The 16,620-nt window shown below is 72.2% G+C and carries 19 protein-coding genes; 11 read left to right on the plus strand and 8 right to left on the minus strand.

Annotated elements, in window-relative coordinates; all coding sequences use genetic code 11:
• Positions 1 to 26 precede the first annotated feature (26 nt).
• Positions 27 to 1,631, plus strand: a complete 1,605-nt coding sequence (locus ACIBK9_RS38615) for a Na+/H+ antiporter (RefSeq protein ID WP_358284976.1) — start codon at positions 27 to 29, stop codon at positions 1,629 to 1,631.
• Positions 1,632 to 1,661: 30 nt separating this feature from the next.
• On the opposite strand, the gene ACIBK9_RS38620 is transcribed toward ACIBK9_RS38615, so the two are convergent.
• The gene (locus ACIBK9_RS38620) at positions 1,662 to 1,919 is read right to left on the minus strand and encodes a UBP-type zinc finger domain-containing protein (protein ID WP_358284978.1); all 258 of its coding nucleotides are present in this window, start codon (positions 1,917 to 1,919) and stop codon (positions 1,662 to 1,664) included.
• A gap of 174 nt (positions 1,920 to 2,093) precedes the next feature.
• On the opposite strand from ACIBK9_RS38620, the gene ACIBK9_RS38625 reads away from it, so the two are divergent.
• From ACIBK9_RS38625 to ACIBK9_RS38650, 6 genes are all read left to right on the plus strand, one after another.
• Complete coding sequence (locus ACIBK9_RS38625) at positions 2,094 to 3,278, plus strand: aminotransferase class I/II-fold pyridoxal phosphate-dependent enzyme (protein ID WP_397163730.1); 1,185 nt, start codon at positions 2,094 to 2,096, stop codon at positions 3,276 to 3,278.
• A gap of 45 nt (positions 3,279 to 3,323) precedes the next feature.
• Positions 3,324 to 3,710, plus strand: coding sequence for a hypothetical protein (locus ACIBK9_RS38630; protein ID WP_352324105.1), 387 nt, complete (start codon positions 3,324 to 3,326; stop codon positions 3,708 to 3,710).
• Between the two features lie 47 nt (positions 3,711 to 3,757).
• A complete protein-coding gene (locus tag ACIBK9_RS38635; protein WP_352363977.1) occupies positions 3,758 to 4,084 on the plus strand; it encodes a DUF202 domain-containing protein in 327 nt (108 codons plus the stop codon).
• Positions 4,085 to 4,414: a DUF202 domain-containing protein gene (locus tag ACIBK9_RS38640; RefSeq protein WP_357964720.1), complete on the plus strand. Its 330-nt coding sequence runs from the start codon at positions 4,085 to 4,087 to the stop codon at positions 4,412 to 4,414. It abuts the gene before it with no gap.
• A 59-nt stretch (positions 4,415 to 4,473) separates the two neighbouring features.
• Positions 4,474 to 4,779: a hypothetical protein gene (locus ACIBK9_RS38645; RefSeq protein WP_358284985.1), complete on the plus strand. Its 306-nt coding sequence runs from the start codon at positions 4,474 to 4,476 to the stop codon at positions 4,777 to 4,779.
• 166 nt (positions 4,780 to 4,945) lie between these two features.
• The gene (locus tag ACIBK9_RS38650; RefSeq protein WP_397163732.1) at positions 4,946 to 5,386 is read left to right on the plus strand and encodes a hypothetical protein; all 441 of its coding nucleotides are present in this window, start codon (positions 4,946 to 4,948) and stop codon (positions 5,384 to 5,386) included.
• A 43-nt stretch (positions 5,387 to 5,429) separates the two neighbouring features.
• Here ACIBK9_RS38650 and ACIBK9_RS38655 read toward each other — a convergent pair whose 3' ends face one another.
• Together ACIBK9_RS38655 and ACIBK9_RS38660 are read right to left on the minus strand one after the other, a co-directional pair.
• The gene (locus ACIBK9_RS38655; RefSeq protein ID WP_397163734.1) at positions 5,430 to 7,262 is read right to left on the minus strand and encodes an ABC transporter ATP-binding protein; all 1,833 of its coding nucleotides are present in this window, start codon (positions 7,260 to 7,262) and stop codon (positions 5,430 to 5,432) included.
• A complete protein-coding gene (locus ACIBK9_RS38660; RefSeq protein WP_352357190.1) occupies positions 7,259 to 9,040 on the minus strand; it encodes an ABC transporter ATP-binding protein in 1,782 nt (593 codons plus the stop codon). The genes ACIBK9_RS38655 and ACIBK9_RS38660 overlap by 4 nt, the downstream gene beginning before the upstream one ends.
• 220 nt (positions 9,041 to 9,260) lie before the next feature.
• On the opposite strand from ACIBK9_RS38660, the gene ACIBK9_RS38665 reads away from it, so the two are divergent.
• Positions 9,261 to 9,740, plus strand: coding sequence for a nucleoside deaminase (locus ACIBK9_RS38665; RefSeq protein ID WP_397163735.1), 480 nt, complete (start codon positions 9,261 to 9,263; stop codon positions 9,738 to 9,740).
• 33 nt (positions 9,741 to 9,773) lie between these two features.
• On the opposite strand, the gene ACIBK9_RS38670 is transcribed toward ACIBK9_RS38665, so the two are convergent.
• Positions 9,774 to 10,892: a ferritin-like domain-containing protein gene (locus tag ACIBK9_RS38670; protein WP_358284995.1), complete on the minus strand. Its 1,119-nt coding sequence runs from the start codon at positions 10,890 to 10,892 to the stop codon at positions 9,774 to 9,776.
• An 89-nt stretch (positions 10,893 to 10,981) separates the two neighbouring features.
• Between ACIBK9_RS38670 and ACIBK9_RS38675 the strand changes: the two genes are divergently transcribed.
• Positions 10,982 to 11,614, plus strand: coding sequence for a TetR/AcrR family transcriptional regulator C-terminal domain-containing protein (locus ACIBK9_RS38675; RefSeq protein ID WP_352357184.1), 633 nt, complete (start codon positions 10,982 to 10,984; stop codon positions 11,612 to 11,614).
• A 42-nt stretch (positions 11,615 to 11,656) separates the two neighbouring features.
• Here the strand turns inward: ACIBK9_RS38675 and ACIBK9_RS38680 are convergent, their stop codons facing one another.
• On the minus strand, positions 11,657 to 12,112 hold the full coding sequence (locus ACIBK9_RS38680) for a transglycosylase SLT domain-containing protein (protein ID WP_352324905.1): 456 nt from the start codon (positions 12,110 to 12,112) through the stop codon (positions 11,657 to 11,659).
• A gap of 333 nt (positions 12,113 to 12,445) precedes the next feature.
• Positions 12,446 to 12,841: a transglycosylase SLT domain-containing protein gene (locus ACIBK9_RS38685; RefSeq protein WP_397163737.1), complete on the minus strand. Its 396-nt coding sequence runs from the start codon at positions 12,839 to 12,841 to the stop codon at positions 12,446 to 12,448.
• Between the two features lie 187 nt (positions 12,842 to 13,028).
• Between ACIBK9_RS38685 and ACIBK9_RS38690 the strand changes: the two genes are divergently transcribed.
• Complete coding sequence (locus tag ACIBK9_RS38690) at positions 13,029 to 13,514, plus strand: glutathione peroxidase (protein WP_358284999.1); 486 nt, start codon at positions 13,029 to 13,031, stop codon at positions 13,512 to 13,514.
• Here the strand turns inward: ACIBK9_RS38690 and ACIBK9_RS38695 are convergent.
• Together ACIBK9_RS38695 and ACIBK9_RS38700 are read right to left on the minus strand one after the other, a co-directional pair.
• Positions 13,511 to 14,665, minus strand: a complete 1,155-nt coding sequence (locus tag ACIBK9_RS38695; RefSeq protein ID WP_397163739.1) for an acyltransferase — start codon at positions 14,663 to 14,665, stop codon at positions 13,511 to 13,513. The genes ACIBK9_RS38690 and ACIBK9_RS38695 overlap by 4 nt on opposite strands.
• 37 nt (positions 14,666 to 14,702) lie before the next feature.
• A complete protein-coding gene (locus ACIBK9_RS38700) occupies positions 14,703 to 15,653 on the minus strand; it encodes an alpha/beta hydrolase (RefSeq protein WP_397163741.1) in 951 nt (316 codons plus the stop codon).
• A 156-nt stretch (positions 15,654 to 15,809) separates the two neighbouring features.
• On the opposite strand from ACIBK9_RS38700, the gene ACIBK9_RS38705 reads away from it, so the two are divergent.
• Positions 15,810 to 16,607 (plus strand): alpha/beta fold hydrolase, encoded by a 798-nt coding sequence (locus ACIBK9_RS38705; RefSeq protein ID WP_397163743.1) that lies wholly within the window; start codon positions 15,810 to 15,812, stop codon positions 16,605 to 16,607.
• Positions 16,608 to 16,620: the final 13 nt, after the last annotated feature.

Here is a 16,620-nt window from a genome sequence, read left to right on the forward strand (position 1 = left end):
CACCCGGGCGAGCTGGAGGAACGTCGTTGAACCCGACCATGGGCCTGCAACTGCTGCTGATGGCCGGTGGCGCGGTCGCGGTCGCGGCGGTGGCGCGGCGGCGGGGCTGGCCGGCCCCGCTGTTGCTGGTCGCGGCCGGCCTGCTGGTCTCGCCGCTGGTGCCGGCGGTGCCGTTGCAGCCGGAGCTGGTGCTGTTCGTGTTCCTGCCGCCGCTGCTCTACTCGGCCGCGCTCGACAGCTCCTACCTGCGCCTGCGTGACGTCAAGCGGGCCGTGGCGCTGCTGTCGATCGGCCTGGTGCTGTTCACCACGGCCGTGGTGGGGCTGGTCGTCCACCTGCTGCTGCCGCAGCTCCCGCTGGCCGCCGCCTTCGCGCTCGGCGCGATCATCGCGCCGCCCGACGCCGTGGCGGCCGTCGCCGTGGGCCGGCGGCTCGGGCTGCCGCGCAAGTCGCTGACGATCCTCATCGGCGAGAGCCTGTTCAACGACGCCACGGCGCTGACGGCCTACCGGGTGGCCATCGGGGCGGCCGTGGGCGGCAGCATCGACCTGTTCCAGGGCGTGGCGCAGTTCCTGTTCGCGGCGCTCGGCGGCGTGGCGATCGGGCTGGCGCTGGCGTTCGTGTTCGCCTGGGTGTTCCAGCACACCCGCGACTCGCTGGTCGAGAACACGCTGATGCTGCTGATCCCGTTCGCGGCCTATCTCGCGGCCGAGTCCGTGCACGTCTCCGGGCTCGGGCCCGAGCCGGTGCACGCCTCGGGCGTGATCTCCGTCGTGGTCGTCGGCCTCTACCTGGGCAACCGCATGCACCAGCGGGGGTTCGGCACCCGGCTGGTGTCCGACGCGGTGTGGAAGGTCACCGACTTCTTCCTGGAGTCGATCGTCTTCGCGCTCATCGGGCTGCAGCTCGTGACCGTGATCAAGGGCATCACCGGCTACGGCCCCTGGCAGGTCGCCGGCTACGCGCTGGCGGTGCTGGCGGTGACGATCGTGTCCAGGTTCGTGTGGGTGTTCGCGTTCACCCCGCTGGTCAAGCTCGTCCGGCGGGGCCCGGCGCCCAGCCCGCAGCAGACGGTGATCCTGGGCTGGGCCGGCATGCGGGGCGTGGTGTCGCTCGCGGCGGCGTTCTCCATCCCGCCGGAGATCCCGGCCCGCGACCGGGCCATGCTGCTGTTCCTGACGTTCACCACGGTGATCGGCACCCTGCTGATCCAGGGCATGACGTTCCCCGCCCTGATCAGGAAGCTGCGCGTGTCGAGCGAGCAGGAGCGCTACGAGGACACGCTGGCCGAGGCGGCCGCCCAGCAGGCCGCGCTGGAGGCGGGCCTGGCCGAGCTCGAACGCCTGGTCGAGCAGGAGGGCGAGCCCGACGAGATCAAGAAGCAGGTCATCGACCAGCTCAGGGAGAAGTCGTGGCGGCGGTCGCTGACCGCGTGGGAACGCCTGGGCGGCGGCACCGCGCAGGGCGGCGCCGAGACCCCCAGCAGCATCTACCGGCGGCTGCGCCGTGACATGCTCACGGCCGAGCGTGAGGTGTTCGTCCGCCTGCGCGACGAGCGCCGCCTCGACGACGAGGTGCTGCGCGAGGTGATGGCCCAGCTCGACTTCGAGGAGGCCATCCTCGAACGCTGACCCCGACGGGCGCCGCCCGCGCAGGGCGGGTCAGCCCATCTGGTTGTCCACGAAGCACCAGCGCCAGCTCTCGCCCGGTTCGAACGACTGGATCACCGGGTGCGTGGTCGCGTGGAAGTGCTTGGTCGCGTGCTTGTTGGGCGAGGAGTCGCAGCAGCCGATGTGGCCGCACTCCAGGCAGCGCCGCAGGTGCACCCATCGGCTGCCGCTGGCCAGGCACTCCTCGCAGCCCTCTGGGGTCTTCGCCGCCGGGTCGTCGGCCTGGGAAAGATGCTCGCACATTGCCATGGATCCGATCCTAGGACCCGGCCGCCGATGCCTTCCGCGCAGACCTCTTGTCCGGGCCCTGACCTGAGAGAAGGCCGTGCGTGCCGGGCCTTCGGCGAAGGGAGTTCCGCGCGGCCGGCGGGGTGGTCGATCAGACTCTTCTCAGGGGGTCCGCGCTCAGGGGAGTGAGAAGGCATGGCCGATGTGTTCGCGAAGTGTCGTCTGCCCGGGTACCAGCCGGTCAAGGAGCTGGGCGTCTATCCGTACTACCACCCGATCCAGGAGCGGCCGGGCGACGGGGAGGTGGTGGTCGGCGGGCGGGTGCTGGTGCAGGCCGGGTCCAACGACTATCTCGGGCTCTCGGGGGATCCCCGCGTCAAGGAGGCCGCCGTCGCGGCGATCCGGCGGCTCGGGGCGGGCAGCGGCGGTTCGCGGCTGACGAACGGCTCGCTCGCGCTGCACGAGGAGCTGGAGGCGCGGCTCGCGGAGTTCCTCGGGCGTCCGGCGGTCATGGTGACCAGCGCCGGCTACCTGGCCAACCTCGCGCTGGGCGCGCTGCTGGGGCCCGGCGACGTGGTGATCGGCGACCGGCTGGTGCACGCGTGCCTCATCGACGCCGTACGCCTGGGCGGGGCGCGCTTACGCCGCTACCGGCACAACGACATGGACCACCTGGAACGGCTGCTGGCCGCCGCCGACCCGGACACCGGCCGGATGATCGTGACCGAGGGCATGTTCTCCACCTCGGGCAACGTGTGCGACCTGCCGGGCATCGCCAAGCTCGCCCGCGCGTACGGAGCCCGCGTCGTGATGGACAGCGCCCACGACGCCGGCCTGCTCGGGGACGCCGGTCGCGGCGCCGCCGAGGCGCACGGCCTGGAGGAGGCGGTGGACGTGCAGACCATCACCTTCTCCAAGTCGTTCGGCACGATCGGCGGCGCGGTCGCCGGGCCGGAGGAGATCATCCTCTACCTGCGCCACCACGCGCGGTCCATGGTGTTCACCGCCGCCCTGTCACCGGCCTGCGCCGCCGCCGCGCTGGCCGCCCTGGAGATCGTCGTCGCCGAGCCCGAGCGGCGGCGCCGGTTGCGGACCGCGGCCGGGCGGCTGAGCGGCGAGCTGGCCGGGCTGGGGTACGCCGTCGTGCCGTCGGACCGTCCGGTCATCGCCGTGCCGGTGGGGGAGGACCTGCGCTGCTTCCGGTTGTGGCGGGAGCTGTTCGACGAAGGGGTGTTCACCACGGCCATGATCTCGCCCGGGGTTCCGCCGGGGCAGGCCCTCATCCGGGTCAGCCTCACCGCCACCCACACCGACGCCCAGCTCGACCGGATCGCGGCCGCCTTCGCCGCCGCCGGCCGTCGATCGGGGCTCCTTCACTGATCGCGCGCACCGCCGCGGGCGCGGGGCGCTGGGTAAGGTCGAGGTATGCGACTCATCAAGAGCCGGTTCGTGCCCCTGGCGCTCTTCGCCGTCTGCGTCCTGGCCGCCGGGTGCGGCGAGGTCAACGACACGATCGACAAGGCCCAGGCGTGCCTGGAGGCGCCGAAGATCGTCACCGACCTGGCCGCCAAGGTCAAGGACCTCACCGACGACCCCAAGGCCATGGAGAAGGCGCTCGACGACGCCGCGGGCAAGCTCAACGACGTGGCCGACAAGGCCGCCAACACCACGCTCAAGCAGGCCAGCGAAGACCTTGCCAAGACTTTGGGCGGGATCGACGTCCAGAACGTGAACGACGCCGTCGACGCGGCCCAGAAGGTGGGCAGCGAGGCGGTCGACTACGCCCAGCAGGTCGCCAAGGCGTGCAGCTGAAATCCCGTCTTCTCTAGGGGAAAAGGGGACGAATTACCATATAAGGCATGGAGCCCGACCCGCGTTTCACCTTGGCCAACGAACGCACCTTCCTCACGTGGCTGAGTACGGCGCTGGCGCTCAGCGCGGGCGGGGTGGCCATGGCGGCGGTGCCCTCCGACGTGTTCGTTCCGTGGGTTCGCACGGTGCTGGCCGTCATGCTGGTGTCGTTGTCCGCGCTGGCCGCGGGCATGGCCTATCCGCGCTGGCGCAACATCCAGCGCGCCCTGCGCAACCAGGCGCCGCTCCCGCCGCCCGCCCTCGCGGCGGTCTTCGGGTACGGCGTCGCCACCGTGGCCGTCGTCGCCCTCGTGCTCATCATCCTGTCGGTGTAGATGTCACAGGAGATCTGGGACGAGGGCCTGCAGAGCGAGCGCACCCGGCTCGCCTGGGTCCGCACCGCCGTGGCGCTGGCCACGGGCGGGCTCGGCGCGGCCGGGCTCGCGGTGCGCCACGGCCTGCCCGCCGTGGCCGTCGCCGGGTTCGCGCTGGCCGCGCTGTGCGGCGCGGTCCTGCTGATCAGGACGGGGGTGCGCTTCCGCCGGGTCCAGGAGGCCCTGCACGGCGGACGGCCCATCGACGCGGGCCTCGACGCGCTGTTCGCCTGGCTCGGCACCCTCAGCGTCGTGCTCGGCGCGGTCACCTTCGTGCTCACGGTCCGGTGACCCCCGGCTTGCGATGTTCCGGAGGGGAGGCGGACACTCGTAGTGAGGGGGTGACCTCAGTGGAGGAAGAACGCAGGACCCTGCCCTTCGAGTGCCGCGGTTGCTGGCACGTCTGGGAAGAGGACTACCTCGTCCGGCACGTCGACGACGAGCACGGGAACGCCGCCGAGATCTGGCTCAGGGACGGGCTCGTGGTGCCGCCGCCGTCGTACGGGGTGATCTGCCCGCATTGCGGCTGTCAGCAGACCACCACGTTCCCGGCCGGCTATCTCGCCCGCCATCCGGAGCTGTTCCGGTCGGACGAGCCGGTCGTCCCGGACGCCACGCCGCTGCTCAGCCCGGTTCCGCCGCGGCGTCCGTACTGACGGGAGACGCGACGGCGGACGGGCAAGTGCCGAAAAACGGTGCTAAACCATGACACTTGGTAAGCGTTTCGTAGCTTGAAGTGTCATAAGGTGCGTCTTGCGCAGGCGCGGGGCCAGGCGCAGACTCAGGTCTAGACCACTGAATCCCCAGCCGGGGGTGATCCTCGTGCGCGACGGGTTCGAGACCCGCGAGACCTGGCCCTTCGAGTGCCTGCGCTGTCTGCGCGTCTGGGAGGAGGAATTCGTCGTCCGGCATTTCGCCGACGACCACGGCAATCAGGTCGAGATCTGGCTCAGCTCCGGCGTTGCCGTGCAACCTCCCTCGTCGGGCACGTGCTGCCCGGGATGCGGCGCCTACCACGTGACGTCGTTCCCGAACGGCTACCTGGCCAGGCACCCCGAGCTGCGGCCGGATCCCGAGGTGCGGCCCCAACTCGTGCCCGAGCTCGGCGCCGTGTCGGGTCCGGCGCTGGAGGAGCCGAAGGCGCCCCTGGCCGGGGCGCCGCTGGCCGGTCGGCTGCTCGTCGCGATCGGGGTGCCCGTCGCCCTGTTCGTCGGGTACGAGCTGTACCGCGGCCTCGTGGCCGCCGCGCCCGTCCACCACTAGCGCGCCGGCCCGCCGCTCGCGCGGTGGGCCGACGGCGTCGTGGTCACTGGCTCAGGCTCTCCAGCCAGGCCCGGTGCAGCCCGGCGAAGCGGCCCGAGGCGGCGATGAGCCGGTCGGGCGGCCCGTCCTCGACGACCTGGCCGGCCTCCATCACCAGCACCCGGTCGGCGATCTCCACGGTCGAGAGCCGGTGGGCGATGATCAGCGCGGTGCGGTCGGCGAGGATCGTGCGCAGCGCCCGCTGCACCAGCCGCTCGCTCGGCACGTCGAGGCTGGAGGTGGCCTCGTCGAGGATGAGCACCGCGGGGTCGGCGAGGAACGCCCTGGCGAACGCGATGAGCTGTCGCTGGCCCGCCGACATGCGCCCGCCGCGCTTGCCGACCTCGGTGTCGTAACCGTCGGGCAGCCCGGCGACGAACTCGTGCGCGCCGATCGCCTTGGCCGCCTCGCGGACCTGCCGGTCGGTGGCGTCCGGCCGGCCGAACCTGATGTTGTCCGCGACCGTGCCGCTGAACAGGAAGTTCTCCTGCGTCACCATGACGACGGCCTGGCGCAGCGTCGTCTCGTCCAGGTCGCGCAGATCGACCCCGTCGAGCAGCACGCGGCCCGCGGTCGGGTCGTAGAAGCGGGAGATCAGCTTGGCCAGCGTCGTCTTGCCCGCGCCGGTCGCGCCGACCAGCGCCACGCTCTGCCCGCCGGGGATCGTCAGGTCGAGGCCGGGCAGGATCGGCATCTCCTCGACGTAGGCGAAGCGCACGTCCTCGAAGCGGACCATGCCGCGGGCCTGCTGGGGCAGCGGCTCGGGCCGGCGCGGCTCCGGCACGCCCGGCTCCTCCTCCAGCACGCCCGACAGCTTCTCCAGGGCCGCGCCCGCCGACTGCAGCGTGTTGTAGAACTGGCTGAGCTCCTGCATCGGCTCGTAGAACTGCCGCAGGTACAGCAGGAACGCGGCCAGCACGCCGACCGTGACCTCGCCCTGGATCGCCAGGTAGCCGCCGTAGAGCAGCACCCCGCCCACGGTGAGGTTGCCGATCAGCTTGATGCCGAACATGAACTCCGCGCCCAGCACCATGCTGCGCGCGTTGGCGTCCCGGTAGTCGTCGTTGAGCTGGGCGAAGATCTCCTGGTTGCGCGGCTCCCTGCGGAACGCCTGCACCGCGCGGATGCCGGTCATCGACTCCACGAAGTGCACGATCACCAGGGCGACCGTCTCCCGCGTGCGCCGGTAGACGATCACCGACTGCCGCCGGAACCATCGCGTGAACAGCAGCAGCAGCGGCAGCGGGACCAGCGCCACCAGGCCGAGGTGCACGTCGAGGACGAGCAGCAGCGCGGCCGTGCCGAACATCGTCAGCACCGCCTTGACCAGCCCGTCGAAGCCCGACTGGAGCAGCTCGGAGATGGCCTCGATGTCGGAGGTCAGCCGGGAGATGACCCGGCCCGAGGTGTACTTCTCGTGGAAGCTCAGCGACAGCCGCTGGAAGTGGTCGAACACCCGCCTGCGCAGCTCCAGCAGCACGCTCTGGCCGATCTTCCCCGACAGGCGCAGGAACGCCTGCCGGGTGAGCGCCTGAGTGACGGCCGCGACCAGGATCACGCCGACCACGATCAGCAGGATCGACGGCCCCGACCCGCGGGTCATCGGCGGGATGCCGTCGTCGATCCCCACCTTGACCAGGTACGGGATCGCCAGCGCCGCGGCGTTCGAGACGACGATGATCGCGGTGAGCAGCGCGATGGCCTTGCGGTAGGGACGCAGCAGGTCGCCGAGCAGCCTGCGGGAGCGCTCCCGCAGCAGCACCGACACCTTCTCCGGCAGTTCGTCCTGCTCCTCGGAGGCGACGCCGCGCCAGGAGGAGACGGGGGCGGCGGTCATCGCAGGGCTCCTTCCGAGGGGTCGAAGTCGGCGTCCTGGGCCAGCAGCTCGCGGTACTCGGGCACGTCGGCCAGCAGCTCGTGGTGGCGGCCGACGTGGGTGATGGTGCCGTCGCGCAGCAGCGCCACCTTGTCGGCCAGCAGCACGGTCGAGGCGCGGTGGGCGACCACGATGCCGGTCGCCTCGCGCAGGACGTGCCGCAGCGCCTCCTCCACCAGCGCCTCGGTCTCCACGTCGAGCGCCGACAGGGTGTCGTCGAGGACGAGCACCCGCGGCCTGCTCAGCACCGCCCGCGCCAGGGCGAGCCGCTGCCGCTGCCCGCCCGACAAGGACAGGCCCTGCTCGCCGATGCGGGTGTCGAGGCCCCAGGGCAGGTCGTACACGAAGCCGGCCTGGGCGGTGGCGATCGCGGCGGCCAGCTCCTCCTCGGTGGCGTCGAGCCGGCCGAGCATGAGGTTCTCGCGCACGCTCATCGAGAACAGCGTCGGCTCCTCGAACGCGGTGGCCACCAGCGAGCGCAGCGTGGTCAGGTCGAGGTCGCGCACGTCCTCGCCGTCGATGGTCACGCGGCCCGTGGTGGCGTCGAGCAGCCGGGGCACCAGCGCGGTCAGCGTGGTCTTGCCCGCGCCGGTCGCGCCCACGATCGCGACCGTCTCGCCGGGGTGCACGTCCAGCCAGACGTCGCGCAGCACCGGCTCGTCCGCGCCGGGGAAGGCGAACCCGACGCCCTCGAAGCGCAGGTGGCCCCGGGGCAGCTCGATCGTGCGGCTGCCGCTCTCGATCGCCGGGACGGTGTCCATGACCTCCATGACCCGGTCGGCGGAGGTCATCGCCTCCTGGGCCATGGCCAGGATGTAGCCGAGGCTGGCGATCGGCCAGACGAGCTGGAGCATCAGGGTGGTGAAGGCGACCAGCGTGCCCAGCGTCATCGAGCCGGAGCCCACCGCGAGCGCGCCGAGCAGCAGCACCAGGGCGAGGGTGACGTTGGGGATCACTTCGAGGAAGGCGAAGAACCGGGCCGACAGGGTGGCCTTGTCGACCGAGCTGCCGTACACCTTGCGGGCCGCCTCGTCGTAGCGGTCGTAGACGTGGTGGCGGCGGCCGAACGCCTTGATCGTACGGATGCCGATGGCCGACTCCTCGACGAGCGTGGCGAGGTCGCCCTGCTCGTCCTGGACCTGGCGGGAGATCTTGATGTACCGCTTCTCGAACCGCAGGGACGTCCACACGATCGGCACGGCCGAGGCCAGCACCAGCAGCCCGAGCGGCCAGTACTTGTTCAGCAGGAGCACGGTCACCGTGATGAGCTGGAGGACGTTCATCACCAGGAAGAGCATGCCGAAGCCGAGGAAGCGGCGGATCGTGGACAGGTCCGTCGTGGCCCGCGACAGCAGCTGGCCCGACTGCCAGTCGCCGTGGAAGCCCATCGGCAGGCGCTGCAGGTGCTCGTAGAGGTCGTCGCGGATCGCGGTCTCCAGCCCGAGGACGGGTTTGACCTGGGTCCAGCGCCGCAGGAAGATCAGCCCGGCCTCCACGACGCCCACGCCCAGGGCGATGAGACCGAGCGGGAGCAGCCCGTCGGAGTCGCCCCGCGTCACGGGACCGTCGATGACCTTCTCGCTGATCAGGGGGAGCGCGATGCTCGCGGCGATGCTGAGGATCGCGGCCAGCCAGATGAGCACCAGTCTGGCGGCGTACGGGCGGAGGTAGGACTTCATCCGCCACAGGGAGTTGGAGGAGAGCAGGGGACGGCGAGGTGTGTCAGTATCGGGAGGCATCCCATCCAGATTAATACGTGGGATCAACCCATTTTTTGCGGTAAATGTGGGGGTTTCTGCAGGTTACGGGCAGAAACGAGACCCTCACGGCGCGTCCGGCGACCCCGCGCCCGCCGTCGTCCGGACGGCCGGGCACACTGCCACCTGCGGCTCGGGCGCGGCCCGGGCTAAGGCGGAGCTGTCCTTTCCGCTCACCATTCTCACCGGACGGGAAGTCGCGATGATCGCCGAGAGTGAACTGCCGTACCTGCGGCGCTGTGTCGAGCTGGCCACCGAGGCGCTGGAGTCGGGCGACGAGCCCTTCGGGTCCGTGCTGGTCGCCGCGGACGGCGCCGTGCTGGCCGAGGACCACAACCGGGTGGCCGGGGGCGACCGCACCCGGCATCCGGAGTTCGAGCTGGCGCGGTGGGCGGCGGCCAACCTGACCCCGCAGGAGCGGGCGGCGGCCACCGTCTACACCTCCGGCGAGCACTGCCCGATGTGCGCGGCCGCCCACGCCTGGGTGGGCCTCGGGCGCATCGTGTACGTCGCGTCGTCGGAGCAGCTCGGCGGCTGGCTGGCGGAGCTGGGCGTGCCGGCGCCGCCGGTGAGCACGCTGCCGGTCAACGCCGTCGCGCCGGGCGTCCCGGTGGACGGGCCCGTCCCGGAGCTGGCCGGGCAGGTGCGCGAACTGCACCGCCGCTTCCACGGCGGACGCTGACACCGCCGCCCGGGGGAGCGGGCGGCGGGCCGGTCAGGGGGCGGACGTGCCGAGGGCGATCGTGTCGGCGACCTCGGCGTGCCGCTCGGCCTCCTCGGCGGCGAAGCGGGCGGCGTCCAGCTTGTCGGCGATGTCCTCGTCCTGCTTCATGAGGGCGTCGAGCGACTGGCCGGCCATCTCCAGCACGCCCATGTCGGCGTACGCCTGCTGCAGCCGCGGGCTCCACAGCCCGATGTCCTTGACGCACGGCACGATCCTGCTGAACAGCAGCGAGCGGAACAGCCGCAGGTACTCCGACTGGTCGGTGGCCCGCATGACCTCGTCGGTCTCGGCCCTGGACAGGCCCAGGTGCTCCCAGGACTCCGCGCCGCGCAGCCGGTCGCGCATGAGGTAGCAGCCCTCGATGACGAAGTCCTCGCGCTCGCGCAGCTCGGACTCCGACAGGTTCTTGTAGTAGTCGCGCAGCGCCATCCGGCCGAAGGCGACGTGCCGGGCTTCGTCCTGCATCACGTACGCGAGGATCTGCTTGGGCAGCGGCTTGGTGGTGATGTCGCGCATGACGCCGAACGCGGCCAGGGCCAGGCCCTCGATGAGCACCTGCATGCCGAGGTAGGGCATGTCCCAGCGGGAGTCGCTGAGCGTGCTCTCCAGCAGCGCCTTGAGGTGCTCGTTGATCGGGTACGCCAGGCCCACCTTCTCCTGGAGGAAGCGGGCGTAGGTCTCGGCGTGGCGGGCCTCGTCCATGGTCTGGGTGGCGGCGTAGAACTTGGAGTCCAGGTCGGGCACCGACTCCACGATCCGGGCCGAGCAGATCATCGCGCCCTGCTCGCCGTGCAGGAACTGGGAGAACTGCCAGGCCGCGCCGTGCAGCCGCACGTCCTGGCGCTGCTGGGGGCCGAGCCGGTGCCACAGCGGGGTGTCGTGGATGGCGATTGTGTTGTCGGGGATCCCGAGCACGTTGTACGGGTCCACCTCCAGGTCCCAGTCGATGCGCTTGGCCGAGTCCCACTGCTTGTCCTTGCCCTTCTGGTACAAGGCCAGCATGCGGTCGCGGCCCTCGTCGTACTCCCAGGTGAACCGGCTGGCGCCGGCCATGCCGACGTCCCAGGTGGAGAGCTCGGCGGGGAGGGTGTAGAGATCGTGCGTCGACATGGGGGACCTCCGCGAGGGGGATTACGTACGGTGTACGTCCACGGCTCGACCCTTGCACGTACGGTGTACGTGCGTCAATAGAATGAGCTATGACCACCGAGCCCCTGTCCAGGCCGCGCATCGTGGCCGCGGCCATCGACCTCATCGAGCGCGAGGGCGCCGACGCGGTCTCCATGCGCCGCATCGCGGCCGAGCTCGGCGTCGGCGTGATGTCCCTCTACAACCACGTGCCGAACAAGGACGCGCTGCTCAACGGCGTGGCCGAGAGCGTGCTGAGCGGCATCGAGTTCACCGACGACCCCGACGCCCACTGGACCGACCGGGTGCGGGCGCAGGCGCGGGCCTTCCGGCAGATCGCCCATCACCATCCGCGCTCGACCATGGTGGTGGTCAGCCGCCAGCTCCACTCCCACGCCGGGCTGCTGCCGGTCGAGCGGGCGCTGGCCACGCTGCGCGGCGCGGGCTTCGACGGGCCCGACGCCGTCCGGATGTTGCGCATGTTCATCGCCTTCATCGTGGGCTCGCTGCTGCGCGAGGTCGGCGTGACGCCCACCTTCGCGCCCGTCCACAGCCGCACGGTCGAGGCCGCCGTCGTCGATCCGGCGTTGTTCCCCGAGGTGAGCGCGCTGGCGCCGCTGCTGGCCGAGTGCGACCACGAGGCGGAGTTCGAGTTCGGGGTCGAACTGCTCATCCAGGCCATCGCGGTGCACGCGGGTCAGTAGGAGGGCACCCGGGCGGGCCCGGATGCCCTCCGGCACGCGAGATCAGTACCAGTTGTGCGATTGCCAGTGCCCCCAGGCGCCGCAGGGCCTGCCGTACCTTCCCTTGATGTAGGCCAGGCCCCAGCGGATCTGCGTCTCGGGGTTGGACCGCCAGTCCTTGCCCGCGCCGCTCATCTTGCCCGCGGGCAGCGCCTGCGGGATCCCGTAGGCGCCCGACGACCGGTTGAGCGCGTGGTGGTTCCAATTGCTCTCCCTGGTCCACAGGTTGTCCAGGCAGCGGAACTCCCGGTAGTTCCACGCGCGCTGGACGACCTGTCCCAGGGCGATCTTCTTGTTTCTTCCGGCGGGCCGTACGGCCGCGATCTTCGGTTGCGCTGACGTTGTCCAGGTCCGCATCTTGATCACCGGAGGCCGGGACTCCGCCCAGGCCGGGCCGGTGCTGACGCCGAACGCGCTGATAGTGAGAAGAGTGCCGCTGAGCACGCGTTTGCTGTCCAAGGCGATCCTTGCTTTCGGGTCGCGTGCGGACGGGCGCCCCCTCGGGGGCGCCCTGCCGGTCCGCGTCCGTGGCTCGGACGCGGAGGGTCCGCGCGGCCTCCCGGGATCCTGTACCGCCCGATCGTGCTGGACGGCCCGGAAGGCGCCACGACGTGTCCTCAAGCACGATTCCTATTACGGGCCGTGACCGCGGGCCGCGATCTCGACACGCGAAGGACAGGTGTTTGCGCGCTCAATTCGGATAAAGGGCGATCTCGCTGGGCCAGGATTGCCCGGCCCGTCGCCCATATGGCATGTCCTTGAGTAAAAACGCGGACGTACCTGGGGTTTGGCTCAGTACCAACTGTGGGATTGGAAGTGCGCCCACGCGCGACACGGCGAGCCGTACCGCTGCTTGATGTAGCCCAGACCCCACCGGATCTGGGTGCGCGGGTTCGTGCGCCAGTCGGCGCCCGAGGAGGCCATCTTGTGGCCGGGGAGCGCCTGCGGGATGCCGTAGGCGCCCGACCGGTTGCCGGCCCTGTGGTTCCAGCCGCTCTCTCTGGCCCAGAGCCTGACCAGGCAGCCGTAGCTCGCGGCGCCCCAGCCGCGCTGGGCGGCCAGGGACTTGGCGATGGCTTTGTTCCTGCCACTGCTCTGGGAGCTCTGCGCCTGTGCGGCCGTGGTGCCGGTCACCGTCGCGAGCGTTGCGGCGAGGACCAGGACACCGGTACGGCGGAGCATGGGCATGCGGATTCCCTTTCGAAGGGGACGGGGACCGCGTCACCCTGCCTGACAAACGCCCACATTTCCTAATTGACCATGAAAAATCAGGCGGAATTCCAAGATCGCGACATATTGATATTCAGGGGTTTCGCGGGAAAAATGAGGAATAGGTCACAATCTGCGGCGGGCGTCGTTCTGTAAGCTTCAGATCATGAGCCTTCGCGACATCCCGCTCCGCACCCTCGCCGACGACCCCACCACGCTCGGCGACCTCGCCGGCGACAAGGCCGTGCTGCTGGTCAACGTGGCCTCCCGCTGCGGCCTGACCCCGCAGTACGCCGGCCTGGTCCAGCTCCAGCAGGACTTCGGCCCGCGCGGCTTCAGCGTGGTCGGCGTGCCCTGCAACCAGTTCGCCGGCCAGGAGCCCGGCACGGCGGAGGAGATCCAGGAGTTCTGCTCGGCGACCTACGGCGTCGACTTCCCGCTGCTGGCCAAGGCCGACGTCAACGGCCCCGGCCGCCACCCGCTCTACGCCGAGCTCACCGAGACGGCCGACGAGGAGGGCGCGGCGGGCGACGTCCAGTGGAACTTCGAGAAGTTCCTGCTCGACCGCGAGGGCAACGTCGTGGCCCGCTTCCGTCCCCGCACCGCCCCCGACGACCCGGCCGTCGTCGCGGCCATCGAGAAGCTGCTCTAGCGGGGCCGCCGGCGTTCGTAGGCGTGGAAGGCGGCGCAGCACACCAGCAGCGCCGCCGCGAACGCCGGCAGCCAGGCCAGCCGGGCCGCCACCCACCCGAGCTCCTCGGGCGGGGTGTGCAGGCCGGGCAGCGCCCGGCTCTCCAGGAGCGCCCGGCTCGCCAGCAGGCCGAGCTCGGTCACCGCGATCAGCGCGGTCTGGTGCCACAGGAAGATCGTCATCGCGGCCAGGTTCGCCACGGCCACGGACGCCCAGACGGCGGGGCGGCGCAGCAGCCGGCGCAGCGGGCCGAGCAGCAGCAGCGCCGCGCCGCACTGGGCGAGCCCGAAGCTGACGGCCGCGAGCGAGGGCGGGTCCAGGTTGGAGACCGGGGCGCCCGGCACCCCGACCATGGTCGCCGGGTAGCCGCCCCACACCACCAGCGCCAGGGCCGTGGCCGCGCCGCCGGTCAGCAGCGTCCAGCCGGTGGCCCGGCTCCGCAGCCGCCCGCGGGCCCAGGCCGCGCCCAGGCAGTACGGCACCAGCCACCCGGCCGCCAGGTTCACCCACCACAACCACTCCGGGCCGCCGGGCCCGAACCGCACCGCGTCGCAGGCCGCCACCGCCGCGAGCGGCCAGGCCGGGTGCAGCCGGGCGGCCAGCGGCGTGGCCGCCGTCAGCGCGGCGAACACCAGCAGGAACCACATCGGCGCCGCCGCCATCCTGACCAGCAGCCGCACGTCCTCCAGCGGCACCCCGGAGGCGAGCATCGCGACCGCCGCCACGGCCCACACCGCCGCGACGACCGCCACCGGGCGGAACAGCCGCCCCAACCGGCCGCGCAGCCACGGGACGTAGCCGATGCCGGCCGCCCGCGCCGACCGGTGGCCCTTCGCCCCGACCAGGCCGCCCACCAGGAAGAAGATCGCCAGCATCTGGAACGCCCACGACATCGGGGCGAGCTGCGGCAGGTACTTGAGCGGGCTGGTGACGCGCAGGCTGCCGCTGTCGCTGACCACGGCGGTCACCAGCCAGTGCCCGGCCACCACCCCGAGGATGGCCAGGGCCCGCAGCGCGTCCAGGGCCCGGTCGCGCTCCGGCGGCGTCCCGGCCTCGATGCGGGCGGCGAGCCCGCGCGGGCCGGAGCGCGTGCGGAGGGAGGAGTCAGACATCGCGGGGGCCTCTCCGGAGACGACGCGGGGGGAGGAGTCAGACATCGCGGGCGGCCTCTCCGGAGACGATGCGGGCGACGGCTGTCAGGGCGGGGGAGCCGGGCCGCAGGTAGTCGCTGTGGCCGCCGTCGCCCGCCGCGAAGACGCGGGCGCCGAACCCGGGCGATACCGGGTCCGCCCCCAGCCCGACCGTGACGAACGGCAGCTCGACCAGCGCGTGGGGCACGCCGGCGATCCAGTCGGCGGCGCCGCGCCCGGCCCACACGACCGCGCGGGTGCGCATGGCGGCGACGTCGGGGACGCCCGCGCCGGGGCTGCCCATCAGGACGATGTCGGCCACGTCCAGGCCGGGCGCGGCCCGTCCGCACACCACCGAGCCGTAGGAGTGGCACACGAGCGACAGCCGGGCGCCGGGCTTGACCGCACGCAGCTCCTGGACGAACGCGCGCAACCCGGGCACGGCCTCGTCGGCCCGCGCGGGCGTCAGCACGTCCAGGCTGAGCGTGCCGGGCGTGCGGTAGCCGGCCCAGGCGATGACCGCCGAGCCGTCGCCGAGCGCCTCGCGCAGCCGCGTCGCCCCGGCGTGCAGCCGGCCGTACCGGTCGAGGTTCGTGTCGGAGCCGGGCACCAGGACGGCGATCCGCCGGGCCGTCGCCAGGTCGCCGAAGACCTCCACGGTCCGGCCGCCGTCGCGCCCGTCGAAGGACAGGAACGTGCGCGACGGGTCCGCCATGGCCCGCAGCGCCGCCGCCCGCAGGCGGTGCCCCCGCGCGGCGGCGGTGCGCTCGGCGGCCAGGACGGCGGCGCGCCCGGCGGCGTACCGCCCGGCGAGCTCGGCGGACAGCGCGGCGGGGGTGGCGGCGCGCAGCGGCGCCACGGCGGCGGGAACGGGCGCGGGCACCCCCGCGGACCCGCCGGCGCCGGACGCGGGCACCGCCACCGAAGCGGTGACGAGCGCGGCGAGCAGGCGGTGCCTCAGCGATGCCATGGCGAATGGTCCCCTTCCGTGCCGGTTCTTCCTTCCGGCACCGAAGGTAGGGATCACGCCTTGTAGTCGGCTTCCCGCTGGGGGATGCACCTTGCGCGTAGCTCTGAGGTACTACGGGGCTGAGGAGGCGTACAGTGGCCGCACTGAGGAGGCGCCATGCTCACGGTGACATCCGCCGACGGGACCGACGTCCGGGTGGTCGAGGAGGGGCAGGGCCCGGCCGTCCTCGTCCTGCACGCGGGGCTCGACGACGGCACCCAGTGGGGCAAGGTCGCGGGGCTGCTCGCGCCGCGGTTCCGCGTGGTGCGCGTCCGGCGCCGTCAGTACCGGCCGGACCTGGCCGGGCCCGCCACCATGGCGCAGGAGGCCGCCGACGCGGTGGCGGTGGCGGCCGCGCTCGGCGGGCCCGTCCTGCTCGTCGGGCATTCCTCCGGCGCGGTGGCCGCGCTGGAGTCCCTGCTCCTCGCGCCGGACGCCTTCGCGGGCGCGGTCCTGTACGAGCCGCCCGTCGCCCTCGGACCCTCGCTCGGCGGCGCGGCCGGCCAGGCGGCCGCGGCCGCGGTGGCGGCGGGCCGGCCGGGCCGGGCGATGCGGATCTTCTTCAGGGACGTGGTGGGCCTGTCGCCGGCGATCTCCTGGCTGACCTCCGTGGCGGTGGCCTGCCATCGGCCGACGCGGCTGCGCGCGCCCCGCCAGATCGACGACCTGCTGGCGATCGACGCTCTGGGCGACCGGCGGGCGGCCTACGCGGCGATCCGCACGCCGGTGGTGCTGCTCGGCGGCGACCGCAGCCCCGCCCATCTCGGCGCGCGGCTCGACGCCCTGCGGGAGACGATCCCCGGCGCCCGGCGCGTCACGCTGCACGGGCAGGGGCACGGCGCGCACCTGAGAGCGCCTGCGGAGGTGGCCCAGGTGATCGAGGCGCACGCGCGGGACGTCCTCGGCGAGAGCTGAGCGCGTGCCGCCC

The sequence above is a fragment of the Nonomuraea sp. NPDC050227 genome (genome assembly GCF_044459705.1).
Classification (GTDB): domain Bacteria; phylum Actinomycetota; class Actinomycetes; order Streptosporangiales; family Streptosporangiaceae; genus Nonomuraea.

Coding starts and splice junctions, on each gene's coding strand:
- ACIBK9_RS38620 (WP_358284978.1), bottom strand. CDS start 1,919: ATGGCAATGTGCGAGCATCTTTCCCAGGCCGACGACCCGGCGGCGAAG.
- ACIBK9_RS38625 (WP_397163730.1), top strand. CDS start 2,094: ATGGCCGATGTGTTCGCGAAGTGTCGTCTGCCCGGGTACCAGCCGGTC.
- ACIBK9_RS38630 (WP_352324105.1), top strand. CDS start 3,324: ATGCGACTCATCAAGAGCCGGTTCGTGCCCCTGGCGCTCTTCGCCGTC.
- ACIBK9_RS38635 (WP_352363977.1), top strand. CDS start 3,758: ATGGAGCCCGACCCGCGTTTCACCTTGGCCAACGAACGCACCTTCCTC.
- ACIBK9_RS38640 (WP_357964720.1), top strand. CDS start 4,085: ATGTCACAGGAGATCTGGGACGAGGGCCTGCAGAGCGAGCGCACCCGG.
- ACIBK9_RS38655 (WP_397163734.1), bottom strand. CDS start 7,262: ATGACCGCCGCCCCCGTCTCCTCCTGGCGCGGCGTCGCCTCCGAGGAG.
- ACIBK9_RS38660 (WP_352357190.1), bottom strand. CDS start 9,040: ATGCCTCCCGATACTGACACACCTCGCCGTCCCCTGCTCTCCTCCAAC.
- ACIBK9_RS38665 (WP_397163735.1), top strand. CDS start 9,261: ATGATCGCCGAGAGTGAACTGCCGTACCTGCGGCGCTGTGTCGAGCTG.
- ACIBK9_RS38670 (WP_358284995.1), bottom strand. CDS start 10,892: ATGTCGACGCACGATCTCTACACCCTCCCCGCCGAGCTCTCCACCTGG.
- ACIBK9_RS38675 (WP_352357184.1), top strand. CDS start 10,982: ATGACCACCGAGCCCCTGTCCAGGCCGCGCATCGTGGCCGCGGCCATC.
- ACIBK9_RS38685 (WP_397163737.1), bottom strand. CDS start 12,841: ATGCCCATGCTCCGCCGTACCGGTGTCCTGGTCCTCGCCGCAACGCTC.
- ACIBK9_RS38690 (WP_358284999.1), top strand. CDS start 13,029: ATGAGCCTTCGCGACATCCCGCTCCGCACCCTCGCCGACGACCCCACC.
- ACIBK9_RS38695 (WP_397163739.1), bottom strand. CDS start 14,665: ATGTCTGACTCCTCCCTCCGCACGCGCTCCGGCCCGCGCGGGCTCGCC.
- ACIBK9_RS38700 (WP_397163741.1), bottom strand. CDS start 15,653: ATGGCATCGCTGAGGCACCGCCTGCTCGCCGCGCTCGTCACCGCTTCG.
- ACIBK9_RS38705 (WP_397163743.1), top strand. CDS start 15,810: ATGCTCACGGTGACATCCGCCGACGGGACCGACGTCCGGGTGGTCGAG.